The organism is Rosenbergiella sp. YN46, from assembly GCF_036620675.1.
Lineage (GTDB): Bacteria > Pseudomonadota > Gammaproteobacteria > Enterobacterales > Enterobacteriaceae > Jejubacter.
Genome location: NZ_JAZHEE010000008.1, coordinates 1 through 15,672, shown reverse-complemented (window position 1 = coordinate 15,672; position 15,672 = coordinate 1). Strand labels below are relative to the sequence as shown.

Annotated in this window: 16 protein-coding genes; 3 read left to right on the top strand and 13 right to left on the bottom strand. The window is 56.7% G+C overall.

The features are described 5' to 3' along the window. Window positions 1-91 precede the first annotated feature (91 nt). Window positions 92-754 carry a YtjB family periplasmic protein gene (locus V3W49_RS08730; RefSeq protein ID WP_500144965.1) on the top strand — a complete coding sequence of 221 codons (663 nt, stop codon included), beginning with the start codon at window positions 92-94 and terminating at the stop codon, window positions 752-754. 73 nt (window positions 755-827) lie between these two features. Beyond that, entirely contained in the window at window positions 828-1,844 is a 1,017-nt protein-coding gene (lplA, locus tag V3W49_RS08725; protein WP_500144964.1) for a lipoate--protein ligase, read from the top strand. 141 nt (window positions 1,845-1,985) lie between these two features. On the opposite strand, the gene deoD is transcribed toward lplA, so the two are convergent. The 13 genes from deoD to V3W49_RS08660 form a co-directional block, all read right to left on the bottom strand. Next, window positions 1,986-2,708, bottom strand: coding sequence for a purine-nucleoside phosphorylase (deoD, locus tag V3W49_RS08720; protein WP_500144963.1), 723 nt, complete (start codon window positions 2,706-2,708; stop codon window positions 1,986-1,988). Between the two features lie 33 nt (window positions 2,709-2,741). Then, window positions 2,742-3,965 (bottom strand): phosphopentomutase, encoded by a 1,224-nt coding sequence (deoB, locus tag V3W49_RS08715; protein ID WP_500144962.1) that lies wholly within the window; start codon window positions 3,963-3,965, stop codon window positions 2,742-2,744. 191 nt (window positions 3,966-4,156) lie between these two features. After that, window positions 4,157-5,473: a thymidine phosphorylase gene (gene deoA / locus V3W49_RS08710; protein ID WP_500144961.1), complete on the bottom strand. Its 1,317-nt coding sequence runs from the start codon at window positions 5,471-5,473 to the stop codon at window positions 4,157-4,159. Between the two features lie 77 nt (window positions 5,474-5,550). Next, window positions 5,551-6,330, bottom strand: a complete 780-nt coding sequence (gene deoC / locus V3W49_RS08705) for a deoxyribose-phosphate aldolase (RefSeq protein WP_500144960.1) — start codon at window positions 6,328-6,330, stop codon at window positions 5,551-5,553. A 283-nt stretch (window positions 6,331-6,613) separates the two neighbouring features. Beyond that, window positions 6,614-7,891: a NupC/NupG family nucleoside CNT transporter gene (locus tag V3W49_RS08700; RefSeq protein ID WP_500144959.1), complete on the bottom strand. Its 1,278-nt coding sequence runs from the start codon at window positions 7,889-7,891 to the stop codon at window positions 6,614-6,616. A gap of 139 nt (window positions 7,892-8,030) precedes the next feature. Continuing rightward, window positions 8,031-8,828, bottom strand: a complete 798-nt coding sequence (locus tag V3W49_RS08695; RefSeq protein WP_500144958.1) for a TatD family hydrolase — start codon at window positions 8,826-8,828, stop codon at window positions 8,031-8,033. Beyond that, window positions 8,825-9,907, bottom strand: coding sequence for a patatin-like phospholipase family protein (locus tag V3W49_RS08690; RefSeq protein ID WP_500144957.1), 1,083 nt, complete (start codon window positions 9,905-9,907; stop codon window positions 8,825-8,827). Before V3W49_RS08690 ends, V3W49_RS08695 begins: the two co-directional genes overlap by 4 nt. Window positions 9,908-10,009: 102 nt before the next feature. Further along, window positions 10,010-10,171: a DUF1328 domain-containing protein gene (locus V3W49_RS08685; RefSeq protein ID WP_500144956.1), complete on the bottom strand. Its 162-nt coding sequence runs from the start codon at window positions 10,169-10,171 to the stop codon at window positions 10,010-10,012. A 110-nt stretch (window positions 10,172-10,281) separates the two neighbouring features. After that, the gene (osmY, locus tag V3W49_RS08680; RefSeq protein WP_500144955.1) at window positions 10,282-10,896 is read right to left on the bottom strand and encodes a molecular chaperone OsmY; all 615 of its coding nucleotides are present in this window, start codon (window positions 10,894-10,896) and stop codon (window positions 10,282-10,284) included. A gap of 188 nt (window positions 10,897-11,084) precedes the next feature. Then, window positions 11,085-12,674, bottom strand: a complete 1,590-nt coding sequence (prfC, locus tag V3W49_RS08675) for a peptide chain release factor 3 (RefSeq protein ID WP_500144954.1) — start codon at window positions 12,672-12,674, stop codon at window positions 11,085-11,087. A 105-nt stretch (window positions 12,675-12,779) separates the two neighbouring features. Continuing rightward, window positions 12,780-13,460, bottom strand: a complete 681-nt coding sequence (gene yjjG, locus V3W49_RS08670; protein WP_500144953.1) for a pyrimidine 5'-nucleotidase — start codon at window positions 13,458-13,460, stop codon at window positions 12,780-12,782. A 20-nt stretch (window positions 13,461-13,480) separates the two neighbouring features. Further along, entirely contained in the window at window positions 13,481-13,924 is a 444-nt protein-coding gene (gene rimI / locus V3W49_RS08665) for a ribosomal protein S18-alanine N-acetyltransferase (protein WP_500145070.1), read from the bottom strand. Further along, entirely contained in the window at window positions 13,902-14,306 is a 405-nt protein-coding gene (locus tag V3W49_RS08660; RefSeq protein ID WP_500144952.1) for a DNA polymerase III subunit psi, read from the bottom strand. The genes rimI and V3W49_RS08660 overlap by 23 nt, the downstream gene beginning before the upstream one ends. 136 nt (window positions 14,307-14,442) lie before the next feature. Between V3W49_RS08660 and rsmC the strand changes: the two genes are divergently transcribed. Next, complete coding sequence (gene rsmC / locus V3W49_RS08655; protein WP_500144951.1) at window positions 14,443-15,471, top strand: 16S rRNA (guanine(1207)-N(2))-methyltransferase RsmC; 1,029 nt, start codon at window positions 14,443-14,445, stop codon at window positions 15,469-15,471. Window positions 15,472-15,672 lie beyond the last annotated feature (201 nt).

Genomic DNA, 15,672 nt, shown 5'->3' with positions numbered 1-15,672 from the left:
AGTTAATGGCCGGAACAAAACAACGCATGAGGCTACCCCGTCGCGCACACTTCTGGCAACATGCTGCCAGCAAATTTTCAACGGGAGGGATATGACCAGCGCAAAACTTAAATTCCGCCTGCATCGTGCGGTTATTGTACTGATCTGTCTGGCGCTTCTGGTGGCGCTGATGCAGGGGGCTTCCTGGTTCAGCCAGAGCCATCAGCACGCGCGTAATCTGCAAATGGAAGAGATGGCCCGAACCCTGGCGCGCCAGGTCAGCTATAGCCTGGTTCCCCTGATGGGCGGCAAATCGCCGGACGAAAAGGGCCTCACTCAAATTCTAAACCAACTGACTCACGATAGCCGGATTCTTGACGCCGCAGTCTACGATGAAAGCGGCAGCCGGGTTGCGCGGGCCGGCGAAAGCGTAGCATTACGCGACAGACTGGCTATCGACGGCAAAAAAGCCGGCAGCTATTTTAACCGCCAAATCGTACAACCCATTGAGAAGAAAGGGAACCGGTTAGGTAATCTTCGGCTGACGCTGGATACCCACACCCTGGCGACCGAGTCGCAGCAGGTGGACAATACATCCAATATTCTGCGCCTGATGCTACTGCTGGCGCTGGCTATCGGCATCGTACTGACCCGTACTCTGCTGGAAGGCAAGCGCACGCGCTGGCAGCAGTCCCCCTTCCTGCTGACCGCCAGTCAGGAGCTGCCCGATGACGATAATGAGAACGAAGCGCCGCAGAACCAGAAGAAACCCTGAAGCGCTCTGAGCGCCACGCCACGGCTGGCGCATCGTGATAAAATCGGGTTCCTGTTCAGGAAAGGAACCCGCTATGTCTGCTCTGCGATTACTGATTTCCCATTCTCACGACCCCTGGTTTAACCTGGCGGTAGAAGAGTGCATCTTTCGCCAGATGCCCGCCACCCAGCGCGTACTGTTCCTGTGGCGCAATGCCGATACCGTCGTTATCGGTCGCGCCCAGAATCCCTGGAAGGAGTGCAACACCAGGCGGATGGAACAGGACAACGTTAAGCTGGCCCGGCGCAGCAGCGGCGGTGGCGCAGTATTCCACGACCTGGGCAATACCTGCTTCACCTTTATGGCCGCTAAACCGGAGTATGACAAAAGCGTCTCGACGGGCATCGTTATCAACGCCTTACGTCGTCTGGGCGTCAGCGCCAGCGCGTCAGGGCGTAACGATCTGGTGATGGATACCCCCGAAGGGCCGCGTAAGATCTCCGGCTCTGCCTATCGGGAAACCCGGGATCGCGGCTTTCACCATGGCACCCTGCTGTTGAATGCCGATCTCAACCGGCTGGCGAACTACCTGAATCCGGATCGGAAAAAACTTCAGGCTAAAGGAATTACTTCGGTACGCGGCCGGGTCGCCAACCTGAGCGACTTCGTGGATCAGATTAGCCATCAGCAGGTGTGCGACGCCGTCGAGGCCGCCTTCTTCGAGCATTACGGCGAGCGGGTTATGCCAGAATATATCTCTCCGGACGCCGCTCCTGCTCTGCCTGGCTTCGCTGAAACCTTCGCCCGCCAGAGCAGTTGGGAATGGAACTTCGGCCAGGCGCCAGCGTTCAGCCATCTGCTGGACGAGCGCTTTGTCTGGGGCGGCGTGGAGCTGCACTTCGATGTGGAAAAGGGGCAGATCACCCGCTGCCAGATGTTTACCGATAGCCTGGACCCCACGCCGCTGGAGCGACTTGCCAAACGTCTGGTAGGCTGCACCTACCGCAGTGAAACGCTGAAAGCCCAGTGCGATGCATTGGTAGAGGCCTTTCCGGCCCAGGCCGAACAGCTACGGGAGCTGGGCGCCTGGATAGCCCGGGCGGTAAGTTAAATCGTCACCCCCTGCCATTTATAACAGGCTACGGCGCCTCAGAAAGAGGCGTCAAAACGGTGAGTGACCTTCAGGAAAGCGGGAATAGCGCGCCCTGGCTATCTTCAGGGCGCGGCGAGTATCGTCTAAAAGACGACGGCATCAGGCGGCTTTATCGCCCAGCAGTACCGATTCCAGGGCCACCTTGATCATCTCATTAAAGGTGGTCTGGCGATCGGCGGAAGAAACCTGCTCGTGAGTGCGGATATGGTCGGAAACGGTGCAGATTGTCAACGCCTTCGCGCCAAACTCCGCCGCCACGCCGTAGATGCCGGCAGCTTCCATCTCAATGCCCAGAATGCCGTACTTTTCCATTACGTCGAACATCTGCGGGTCCGGAGTGTAGAACAGATCGGCGGAGAAAATGTTGCCGACCCGGGCCTCGATGCCCAGCGCCTTTGCCGCGTCCACGGCGTTACGCACCATGTCGAAATCGGCAATGGCGGCGAAGTCGTGATCCTTAAAGCGCAGGCGGTTCACCTTAGAGTCGGTGCAGGCCCCCATGCCGATCACCACGTCGCGCAGTTTCACATCCGGACGCACCGCGCCGCAGGAACCAACGCGAATGATCTTCTTCACGCCAAAATCGGTAATCAGCTCTTTGGTATAGATAGAGCAGGAAGGAATGCCCATTCCATGCCCCATTACCGAAATCGGACGGCCTTTATAAGTCCCGGTGTAACCCAGCATCCCACGAACGTTATTCACCTCGCGGATATCGTCCAGAAAGGTTTCGGCGATGTGTTTCGCACGCAGCGGGTCGCCCGGCATTAAAACGACGTCAGCGAAGTCACCCATTTCCGCATTGATATGTGGCGTAGCCATAGAAAATTGTCCTTATCAACGATTCAAAATTAGTTAAAACAGTGCCTTACCGTATTCCATCTTCGATACTCCAAAATAATCGGCAAGGGTCTGCCCGATATCGGCAAAGGTATCGCGATGGCCGTAAGAGCCGGATTTAACCTGCGGGCCGTAAACCAGCACCGGAATATGTTCACGGGTGTGGTCAGTGCCTTTCCAGGTGGGATCGCAGCCGTGGTCAGCGGTCAGAATCAGGATATCGTCCTCTTTCACCAGCGCCATCAGCTCCGGCAGGCGCCTGTCGAACAATTCCAGCCCTGCGGCATAGCCCGCCACGTCGCGACGGTGGCCCCAGGACGAGTCAAAATCGACGAAGTTGGTGAAGACAATGGTGTTGTCCCCTGCCTGTTTCATCTCTGTAAGCGTGGCGTCGAACAGCGCATCCAGGCCGGTGGCCTTCACTTTTTTAGTGATCCCCACGTTGGCATAGATATCGGCGATTTTACCGACCGAAACCACCTGACCCTGTTTTTCGTCCACCAGCTTTTTCAGTACCGTGGGCGATGGCGGCTCGACCGCCAGATCGTGGCGATTGCCGGTACGTTCAAAATGACCGGCCTTATCGCCAGTGAAGGGACGCGCGATGACGCGACCAATGTTATAGCCCCCGTCAGTCAGCTCTTCGCGGGCGATTTCGCACAGCTCATAGAGTCTATCAAGACCAAAGGTTTCTTCATGGCAGGCAATCTGGAACACCGAGTCAGCAGAGGTGTAGAAGATAGGCTTGCCGGTCTTCATATGCTCTTCACCCAGCTTATCCAGGATGACGGTGCCGGAAGAGTGGCAGTTGCCCAGATAGCCCGGCAGCTTCGCGCGTTCGACCAGTTTATCCAGCAGCGCCTGAGGGAAGCTGTTCTCCTCATCTTTAAAGTAGCCCCAGTCGAAAAGTACCGGCACGCCGGCTATCTCCCAGTGGCCGGACGGCGTATCCTTACCGGAAGAGAGTTCGTGAGCCCAGGCGTAACCGCCGATAATTTCCGCATCACCGTCCATTCCGGCCGGGATCTTCCCGGTGACCCCTTCAGCCGCTTTCGCCAGCCCCAGTCGGGTCAGATTCGGAAGATTTAGCGGCCCTTTACGACCATTATCGGCCTTACCTTCGGCGCAGGCCTGCGCAATGTGGCCCAGCGTATCCGAGCCTGCGTCACCAAAGCGGCTGGCATCCTCAGCGGCGCCAATACCAAATGAATCCAGCACCATAATAAATGCACGTTTCATAGTTATCTCCTGCGTTAACGCGCGCATGACCCTGAATAGCTCCAGCTGCAGAAAGCGGCAAGTGAACGAGCTCCCGGGAGCATAGAAGACTATGTGACCGGAGCGAAAGAACGCAGCCAACGCATCTGTAGCCTGAAGTATGACGGGTACTGGCTTATGACAAAAAAGCGATCAGATCAGTATACCGTACCTTAGCGGCCGATCCTGCGATAAATCACCGGCGTCGGTTGATACGTTTGTTCCGTCACGCTGATAGCGGCTTTCACACGGGCAGCGGCAACCTGCCAGTCGGCTTCGCTGGATGCATGAATTACCGCCAGCGGACGCTGGTTGTCCACCCGTTCGCCCAGGGTAATCATCTGATCCAGCCCGACGCTGTAATCAATGGGATCCTGGGCCCGGCGACGTCCGCCGCCCATACCAACCACCGCCATCCCCAGCGCCCGGGTATCCATAGCGCTAACCACGCCGTCTCTCTCGGCATAGACCGCTTTGCTCAGGGTGGCTGCTGGCAAATAGCGATCGTAGTGAGCCATAAAATCACCCGGCCCCTTCTGTGCCGCCACCATCCGTCCAAAGCACTCCGCCGCCTGGCCGTTATCCAGCACCGCCTGTAGCTTCGCACGGGCTTCCTGCTCATTCTGCGCCAGCCCGCCTGAGATCAACATATCGGCACTCAGGGCCATCGTCACTTCCAGCAGGCGTGGATTTCGGTACTCACCGGTCAGGAAGCGCACCGCTTCTCGCACTTCCAGAGCATTACCGGCGCTGGAGGCCAGCACCTGATTCATATCGGTCAGCAGCGCAGTGGTACGCACGCCAGCACCATTAGCTACGCCGACGATGGCTTCGGCCAACAGTTGCGAACGTTCGAACGTCTCCATAAAGGCGCCGCTGCCTACCTTCACATCCATCACCAGCGCATCCAGCCCTTCCGCCAGCTTTTTAGCCAGAATCGAGGCGGTGATCAGCGCAATGGAATCCACGGTGGCGGTAATATCCCGGGTAGCGTAAAAACGCTTGTCCGCCGGGGCCAGTGAGCGGGTCTGGCCAATAATCGCCACCCCAACCGAGTGAATAATTTCCCGGAAACGGTCATCATCCGGGAAAATATCGAAGCCCGGTATCGCTTCCAGCTTATCCAGAGTACCGCCGGTATGCCCCAGGCCTCGTCCGGAGATCATCGGGACATAACCACCGCAGGCGGCCACCATCGGCCCCAGCATCAGCGAAGTGACATCCCCTACGCCACCGGTAGAGTGTTTGTCGACTACCGGGCCGTTCAGCCCCTGCCAGTCGAGCACCGCGCCGGAATCGCGCATCGCCAGCGTCAGGGAGACCCGCTCGGCCATATCCATATCCTGGAAGAAAATGGTCATCGCCAGAGCCGCAATCTGCCCTTCGGTAATGGTATTGTCACGGATACCATTCACGAAGAAGCGGATCTCTTCATCGCTGAGCGGCTGGCCGTCACGTTTCTTACGAATAATTTCTTGAGCGAGGAACACGGTCACTCCTTGCAGAGTCGAGATAAAGGGCGGCGGCCGGGAAACCACCGCAAGAAAAATCCGCCAGGCGCGGCGGCTTAGTAGCTGCTGGCGCTCTTACCATCGCCATGGCCCAGCGCTTTAAGCAGGCTGGCAAGCAGGCTGGATGCGCCAAAACGAAAATGGCGGCTATCGGCCCAGTCAGCGCCGAACAGTTCATCGGCAATTCCCAGAAAGAGGGCCGCATCTTCAGCGCTGCGTACCCCTCCGGCCGGTTTAAAGCCCACGCTTTTCGCCACGCCCATATCGCGAATCACTTCCATCATGATGCGTGCGCTTTCCGGCGTAGCATTGACCGGCACTTTACCGGTAGAAGTCTTGATAAAATCGGCACCGGCGCGAATGGCGATTTCAGAAGCTTTGCGAATCAGGCTCTCTTCTTTCAGCTCGCCAGTTTCGATAATCACTTTCAGCAACACGCCGGCATCGGCGCAGGCCGATTTACAGCGTTGCACCATATCGAATCCGGTCTGCTCATCGCCGGCCATCAGAGCGCGATACGGAAAGACCACATCCACTTCATCAGCGCCGTAGGCAATGGCGGCGCGGGTTTCGGCCAGGGCAATCTCGACGTCATCGTTACCGTGGGGAAAATTGGTCACGGTCGCAATACGAATATCCGGCGTCCCCTGCGCTTTCAGGGTTTTGCGGGCAATCGGGATAAAACGCGGATAGATGCAGATAGCTGCAGTGTTGCCCACCGGCGTTTTCGCCTGACGACACAGAGCGATGACCTTCTCATCGGTATCGTCGTCATTAAGCGTCGTCAGATCCATCAGTTTCAGCGCGCGCAGGCTGCTGGCGGTTAAATCGGTCATGGTTTTTCTCCAGTAAAATTGACGGCATCCCGGGCCGGAAACGCAATGCAGAAACGCCCGAGAGGAACGCTTCGCCGGAAATGTTAAAATACTAACATTCCGCTATCTGCCATTTTGTGTTTGGTTTCACAAAAGCCAAAGATGATATTGCAGCATATCGAGAAGTATATGTGATCAGACCGACAAAACAATCCCAGGCACGGTCAGAAAAACGCAAAGGCGGCCGGGCTTATCGCCAGGCCGCCTTCGGCAGAAATGTTATAATTATAACATCCAGAGCAGATTACAGCGCCAGGAAGATCCCAGCGATGGTGGCGCTCATCAGGTTCGAGAGCGTTCCCGCAGCAACCGCTTTAAGTCCCAACTGGGCCACTTCATGACGACGGCTGGGCGCCATACTGCCCAGACCGCCGATCAGGATGGCAATAGAAGAAAGATTAGCAAATCCACAGAGCGCGAAAGAGATAATCGCCTTGGTGTGCCCGGAAAGCACCTGCAGACCGGCCGCCGCTACGGTGGCGTCATCCTTCAGATACTCGCCAAAGTTCAGATAGGCCACAAATTCGTTGATAATCAGCTTCTGGCCGATAAAGGAGCCCGCTACCGTCGCCTCGCTCCAGGGAACGCCAATAAGCCAGGCCAGCGGCGCGAACACCCAACCCAGGATCAGCTGCAGCGAAAGTTCCGGATAGTTGAACCAGCCACCAACGCCCGACAACATCCCGTTAAGCAGCGCAATCAATGCGACGAAGGCCAGCAGCATCGCACCGACGTTCAGCGCCAGCTGCATACCCGACGCCGCTCCGGCCGCCGCGGCATCCAGTACGTTGCAAGGGCGATCGGGATCGTTTTTCAGGGTTTCCGGCTCCGGCGCGTCGTGCGGTTTTTCGGTTTCCGGAATCATCAGTTTTGCGAACAGCAAACCACCCGGCGCCGCCATAAAGGAGGCTGCTATCAGATACTCCAGCGGCACCCCCATCTGAGCGTACCCCGCCAGCACCGAGCCCGCAACGGAAGCCAGACCGCCGCACATCACAGCGAACAGCTCAGAACGGGTCATGGTGGCGATATAAGGACGCACCACCAGCGGTGCTTCGGTCTGACCGACGAAGATATTGGCCGTGGCGGAGAGCGATTCGGTACGAGACGTCTTCAGCACCTTACGCAAAGCCCCCCCGAGAATCCGAATGACCAGTTGCATAATGCCCAGATAGTAGAGCACGGCAATCAGGGATGAAAAAAAGACGATAATCGGCAGCACCCGCAGTGCAAACACAAAACCGCCGCCGCCGAACAGTTCAAACATTTTGTCTGAAGCCAGACCGCCAAACACAAAGCTGATGCCGTCGTTACCGTAGGAGATAACTTTAGAAACCCCTTCCGACATCGCCAGCAGCACCCGACGCCCCGCAGGTACGTAAAGGATAAGCGCCCCGATTCCCACCTGAATTAGCCATGCTCCCAGGACGGTGCGCAGATTGATCGCCCGGCGGTTGCTGGACAACAGAACGGCAATCAGCAACAGCGCCATCATGCCGATTATTCCCATAAGGATTCGCATACAGAATTCCCTGCCTGATAATTAAAAAAAGAGAAGCCATGACAGACGGGGCGAATTATAACGGTGGGGAATCATTAAATATCTACACACATCACGAAATAGTGCAGCATTTTACATAGCATGGTTTTATATAGTGACATCAGTCACACTTTTCATTTGAAGATAGCTCAAACACGCGACAGGCGTTTTCGAACAGCGCATCAGCAATCTGGTGGGGAGCTTCGCTGCGTAACTCGCACAGCGTTCGAAAAACCTCTGCGATCCGTTCAGGTCGGTTCGGCTGCCCCTGCCAGCCATTAAGCGGCATATCCGGCGCATCGGTTTCCAGCAGCAGCGCATCCAACGGCAGCGCCGCCATCACGGCGCGGGTCTTACTGGCCCGGGGATAAGTAATGGTGCCTCCTACGCCGATATGGTAGCCCAGTGACACAAAGCGCTGCGCCTGTTGCAGACTACCGGAAAAACCATGCACCACACCAGCGCGCGGCAACGCCATGCGCCGCAGCAGGGCAGCCAGTCGATCGTGGGTACGCCGCGAATGCAGTATTACCGGAAGATCGTAACCTTTTGCCAGCCGAAGCTGGGACTCCAGCAGCGCCATCTGCCTGTCAAACTGCGGCTCGGGGAGATAAAGATCGAGGCCAATTTCGCCGATCGCCACCAGTCCTGAAGGACATGAACTCAGACGCTGCTCCAGCGCCGCCAGATCCGCCTCGCTATGCTGGTCGATCCATACAGGATGCAGGCCCAGTGCGACGCGAATCGCCGGGTGCCGCCGCCCCAGCGCCAGCACATCATCGAAGCGCGCGGCGCACACCGCAGGAACAATAATGCGTTCCACCCCGGCCCTGGCGGCCTGCGCCAGGCTTTCCGCTTCATCCCCCGCGAAAGGCGGAAAGTCGAAGTGGCAATGGGTATCAATAAAGCGCCGGCTCACGCCAGATCCTCGCCGTTGAATGCAGCATCGTTTGCTTCCGGCGTCGCTTGCGGCATGACAATATCATTAGCCGCGGACGTAATCAGTGGCACGGTATCCGGCTGCGCGACGGGCGCGGTAATAGCCGGCGCGCTAAAGCGTCGCAGCGGCGGCTTACGGGCCAGCATACGCCCGACCGTCGCCAGGAAGTAACGCCCGCACTGACGGCCCAGCTTATAGTCGCTGCGTAGCGCCACCTGTCGACTACCCAGGGCAATACTCTTTAGCGGCGCAGGCGGGTAAATTTCGAAAATACGTAAATCGCCGGGCGGTTTATCGATGAAGCGCTGGATGGCCGCATAACTGGTTTCATGATGCTGCACCAGGTTGATTAGCGGCTTCAGGCTTCCTTCCCCCAGCCAGCGCTCCATACGCCGGAACCACTGGGGCGTATAGTACATCTGGGAAGGGACGGTACGGATAACCACCAGCGTTTGCGCGCCGCGCTGCGCCGCCTGGCGTACCGGAATCGCATCGCTGATTCCGCCATCCTGGTAGCTAAAATCGCCAAGCTGAACGCCGGTACGATAAAAGCCGGGAATCGCGCTGGAGGCGCGAATGACATCAAGCCAGTTACTGCTGTCAGGGGCAAAATATTCCGGCGTATAGTCATCATCGCTACGACAGGCGCACATATAAAATTCGCGACCGGCGTCGAACAGCCGCGACGCGTTATCCATCGCCAACGGCATTTTACGAGAGGTGGCATCCACCAGCCAGTCGAGATCGATAAGATTACCGCCGCGTACGAAACGCAGCGGATTAAAAAATTCGCTGCGCGTCGTGTAACGGGTAATGACCCGCCGGGCATAACCGGGCTGGCGACATACGAAGGCCGACAAATTCTGGGCGCCGGCCGAAGTGCCGAAATAAAAATCGAACGGATCGAAATTAGCGTCCAGAAATTCATCCAGCACGCCTGCGGTAAAAATACCGCGCTGGCCGCCGCCTTCACAAACCAGCGCCAGCTTGCCGGGATGAAAGGGTTTTAACGCCAGCGGCGCAATATTGCCGAGCGTTACAGGTATTCTCTGCCCCACCGCTGCTTTCCTGAAATTTTATCGTATCGGAGATCATTCTTTATTCAGAACAAAATAGCCAGCCCGAAGGCTGGCTATTTTGTTACAAATGCCTGGCCCGGGCTAAGGGCGTCTGCGCCCCATAAAAAGGCTTACCAGGAACAGGATAACACCGACCACAAAAACTATTTTTGCAGCGCTTGCTGCCACACCTGCCAGGCCACCAAAGCCCAGAGCCGCCGCAATCAGTGCAATAATCAGAAAAATAATGCCCCATCGAAACATATACATCTCCTTTTAATGGATATCTGAGTGGTTACGTATCGCTCTCGAGTGGGAAGCTCCCCGTTACTGACGCTTTTTATACTGCTCCGTACAAAGGCAAATAATTACGATTACGGCTCAACCTGAAGGTCATTTTTAACGCTCTTTACGCCATCCACGGCTTTCGCGATGCTTTCAGCCCTGTCGGCCTGAGCCTGAGTTTTCACATGCCCCGTCAGTTGCACCACCCCATCGGTGGTTTTGACTTTTACATTGCGCGAAGGCAGCCCGTCATCCGCCAGCATTTTGGCTTTAATTTCGCTGGTGGTGGCCGTATCCCCCGCATAGCCTTTCAGGCTCTGGGTTTTGCTGTCCTTCACGTGTAGCTTATCGCTCACCGAGGTCACGCCTTCAATTCCTTTCGCCAGCGCTACCGCTTTTTCAGCTTCCGCCTGGCTGGTGACAAAACCGCTCAGGGTCACCGTTTTATTATCCGTTTTTACCGAAATATCGCTGCTTTTAATCGCATCATCGTCCACCAGCGCCGCTTTCACTTTCGCTGTAATGGCGCTGTCATCCATGAAGTTACCGACTTTTTTCATCGAATTATCGATTTTCTGTCCTGCACTCTCGGCGCCAGACTGAACGCGGTTCATCGTCTCGCTTTGCGCCATTGCAGAGCCGCTTGCCAGAACTGTCCCCAGAACTACAGTCAGTAGCGTTTTGGAAATCATAGGCTTATTCATCGGTTTACTCCTGTTTTTGCTTATCCATCTGAATCTGACCTTATTAAATATAGACGAGCAAAATAAAAGCGCATGGAGATAAACCTGAAAACACCTGTATCGTCAGGGAATTAGGAGCATTCCTTAAGTGATTAATAGCGCAGGAGAATGATAGAGCGCGGCGCAATACCGCGCTCAGGCGGGACAGATTAATGTTCGCGGGTCTTACGGAAAGTAACGTCAGGATAACGTTCCTGAGTCAGATTCAGGTTAACCATGGTCGGCGCAATATAGGTCAGGTTATCGCCACCGTCCAGCGCCAGCTGCTGCTCATTCTTACGCTGGAATTCATCGAATTTCTTCACGTTATCGCACTCCACCCAGCGAGCGGTGGCGACGTTGATGGATTCGTAAATCGCCTCAACGTTGTATTCGCTCTTCAGGCGGGCGACAACTACATCGAACTGCAGTACCCCGACGGCCCCCACAATCAGATCGTTATTGGCAACGGGACGGAACACCTGCACCGCCCCCTCTTCAGAAAGTTGCACCAGTCCTTTCAGCAGCTGCTTCTGCTTCAGCGGATCCCGCAGGCGAATACGGCGGAACAGTTCTGGGGCGAAGTTAGGAATCCCGGTGAACTTCATGGTCTCACCCTGGGTAAAGGTATCGCCAATCTGAATGGTGCCATGGTTATGCAGGCCGATAATATCACCGGGATACGCCTCTTCCACGTGGGCGCGATCGCCGGCCATAAAAGTCAGGGCATCGGAAATCACCACATCCTTGCCGGTACGCACCTGACGCAGCTTCATGCCTTTCTCATAACGACCGGAAACCACGCGCATAAAGGCCACGCGATCGCGATGTTTGGGATCCATATTGGCCTGAATTTTAAAGACGAAGCCGGAAAATTTCTCTTCGCTGGCTTCAACCGTGCGGGTATCGGTCACGCGCGGCATGGGCGCCGGCGCCCATGCGACCAGGCCATCGAGCATATGGTCGACGCCAAAGTTACCCAGCGCGGTACCAAAGAAGACCGGCGTAATATCGCCGCTCAGGAATAGCTCTTTATCGAATTCATTGGAAGCCCCCTTCACCAGTTCCAGCTCATCGCGCAACTGCTGCGCCAGGTCTTCGCCCACGGCAACGTCCAGTTCAGGGTTATCCAACCCTTTCACGATACGGACTTCCTGGATAGTGTGACCCTGACCGCTCTGGTAGAGGTAAGTCTCATCCTTATACAGGTGATAAACCCCTTTAAACAGCTTGCCGCAGCCGATGGGCCAGGTGATGGGCGCGCAGGCGATCGAAAGCTCGTTCTCCACCTCATCCAGCAGTTCCATTGGATCGCGGATATCGCGATCCAGTTTGTTCATAAAGGTGATGATCGGCGTATCGCGCAGGCGGGTAACTTCCATCAGCTTACGGGTGCGATCCTCAACCCCTTTCGCAGCATCGATAACCATCAGGCAGCAGTCTACCGCCGTCAGCGTACGGTAGGTATCTTCCGAGAAGTCTTCGTGTCCGGGAGTATCGAGCAGGTTGACCAGCGCGTCATGGTAGGGAAACTGCATCACCGAGGTGGTGATGGAGATACCACGCTGCTTTTCCATCTCCATCCAGTCCGACTTAGCGTGCTGGCTGGCGCCGCGCCCTTTTACCGTACCTGCGGTCTGAATCGCCTGTCCGAACAGCAGCACCTTTTCCGTAATGGTGGTTTTACCGGCGTCCGGGTGAGAGATGATGGCAAAAGTGCGGCGTTTCGCCACCTCTTGCAAATAAGGAGACAAGGTCATAGTTCAGTCTTCAGTTGCGGCGCGCGGTTTCGGTTCGCACGCGGAGTATTCAATAAAGTGGGGCAATTTTACTCATCACCGCGGGTTACACAATTATTCATTGCACTATTCTTCATGGCACAGCAGTGCTTCCAGTTCCGCCAGTGAGCTGACCTGCCAGTCGGGGCGAATACCGTCCGGCAGGGGGCGCTGGTGAGCATTCAGCCAGACGGTGGAAAGCCCGGCGTTGATCCCCCCCAGGATATCGGACTCGGCGGTGTCGCCAACCATCAGCACCCGCTCCCGGGAAGGCTCGCCCATGCGCGCCAGGGCATAATCAAAGATTTTACGATCCGGTTTGGCGACGCCCACCTCTTCGGAAATCACCAGCAGATCGAAATAGTCGCTCAGCCCGGTGCGAGCCAGACGACGGTTTTGCAGCGCGCTAAACCCGTTGGTGATAATGCCCATCTTCGCTTTCCCTTTCAGGGCGTTAAGCAGAGAAACCGCGCCGGGCAGCGGCGTACAAATCTCGGCCATCGCGTTCAGGAAGGCGTCGTTCAGGGCGCTGGCCGGTACCTTCAGGCGATCGGCCCATCCCTGAAAGCGCTGATGCTGTAATTGCAGGGCGGTGATGTTGCCATTCTGGTAATCGACCCAAAGCGGCTTATTAACGGCCTGGTAATCCTGATAGTCCTCTGGCGTAAAGGTCACGCTGTAGTCAAGAAACATGCGCTGCAGCCCGCCAAAGGAGTCGAAGCTGAACAGCGTTTCATCAGCATCAAAGAGTATCCAGTCCCACTTCATTCACATCACCTTCTTGTTATTCAGCCCAGCGGCAGGGCCATAATAATGGCGTCCTCACGTCCGTCTGCGGTGGGATAATAGTTGCGGCGTACCGTCACCTCATTAAAGCCGAGGCTTTCATAGAGTGCGATGGCGGCGACGTTAGACGCGCGCACCTCCAGCCACAGCGTAAGGACATCGCGTTGTTCCAGTTCGCCAATCAAATGCGTCAGCAACTGACGGCCAAGCCCGCGCCGCTGCCAGGCGGGATCGACCGCGATATTAAATAGCGTGGCTTCGTCCAGCACCACCTGGGTTATGGCGAAAGCCGCCATCTCGTCGGCCACATCGAGCCGGAAGTTGAGATAGCGTTCACCCTGATTGCTTGCGAAAGTTTTTTCGCTCCATGGGAAGGCGTGGCTGCGCTGTTCAATCGCCCAGGCCCGCGCCAAATCCTCCGGCTTAAGGGAAGAGATCCTGTTCATGTTCACAAATCTGGCGCCAGAGCGCGATGCGCGCCGCGGCGTTATGAAGAAGCTCGTCGAAACCCGGTGAAGAGAGCTGAACGCCAGGCAGCGTCAGCGGCGATTCCACACCCAACCGCCAGCTATTGCAGCGGCTCCCCTCGGGCAGCAGCGCCGCGCGATCCGGCGTGAGCGGTAGCACGTTGGCTTCTGTTAACGTCAGCGCGCGCAGCACATCCTGAATCAGGGGATCGGTCAATGTGGGCGGCTTATCAGCTACCATCACCAGGCGGATATGTTCGGGGATTCTGAGCGCGATTTCGCCCTGCAACACCGCGGGGCGTCGAAGCCGCCACTGGGTGATCCCCAGTTGCGTGAGCTGCCTGTCACGTCGGGATGTCATCACGAAACCTGTTCCAGTCACCAGAAGCCCGCAAATATAGCAAATTCCTCGAATCCCCGCCAACAGATGCCGCTTATCTGCAACTTCACGCGCGTTGGGGTTATAATCCCCGGCCAACTATGAGAAGGAGTCGTTTATGTCCGCCTGGTGCCCTGCAAGCGAAGTCGTGCTGCGCCACAGTGATGATTTTACCCACCGCCGTGTACTGTTCGCCGGCGATCTCCAGGATGCATTACCGGCACAGCTCGAAACGGAGCAGAGCCGGGCATATACCTGGCAGTACCACCACTGGCAGCTACTGAGCGCGCAGATGGGCGATCGCGCCCGCTTTGGCCTGCAGGCCGATGCCGATGCCGTTGGCGACAGCGATACACTGGTTTACTACTGGCCCAAAAATAAGCCCGAAGCCCAGTATCAGTTGATGAACCTGCTGTCGCTGCTGCCGCAAGGATGTGACATCTTCATCGTCGGGGAAAACCGCAGCGGCGTTCGTAGCGCCGAGCAAATTCTGGCGGACTACGCGCCGCTGAACAAAATAGACAGCGCCCGTCGCTGCGGCTTCTATTATGGCCGACTCGAAACGCATCCGGTTTTCGACCCTGAAGCCTGGTGGGGCGAGTATCAGCACGACGGGATGACCATCAAAACCCTGCCTGGCGTGTTCAGCCGCGACGGACTGGATAGCGGCAGCCAGTTGCTGCTTTCCACCTTTATGCCGCACACCAAAGGCAAGGTGCTGGACGTCGGCTGCGGCGCCGGGGTTCTGGCCGTAGCGCTGGCGCGTCATTCTCCCAAAGTCCGCCTGACCCTGTGCGACGTTTCGGCGCCGGCTTTGGCCGCAAGCCACGCAACGCTTGCCGCTAACGGTCTGGAAGGTCATGTGCTGGCCAGTAACGTTCTGTCCGACGTTCAGGGCCGCTTCGATATGATAATCTCCAATCCCCCGTTTCACGAAGGGCGCGAAACCAGCCTGGAGGCGGCGCGTCAGCTTATTCGCAGCGCGACCCGCCATCTGAACAGCGGCGGCGAACTCAGAATCGTCGCGAATGCCTTTCTGCCTTATCCGGACGTACTGGACGAGGTTTTCGGCAGCCACGAACTCCTCGCTCAGACCGGGCGCTTTAAGGTTTACCGCGCCGTTTACGGCCGCAACGCCCGGCGCTAACGCTTTTTTTACCCAATGTGCCGCTTTTTGCATCATTCAGTGTAGCGGCACATAATTAACTGTTGACGACGGCGATAAAACATCTAGAATGCGCCCCCGTGGTAGTGAGATTTCTCACGCTGTGATGCGAAGGTGGCGGAATTGGTAGACGCGCTAGCTTCAGGTGTTAGTGTCCTTACGGACGTGAGGGTTCAAGTCCCT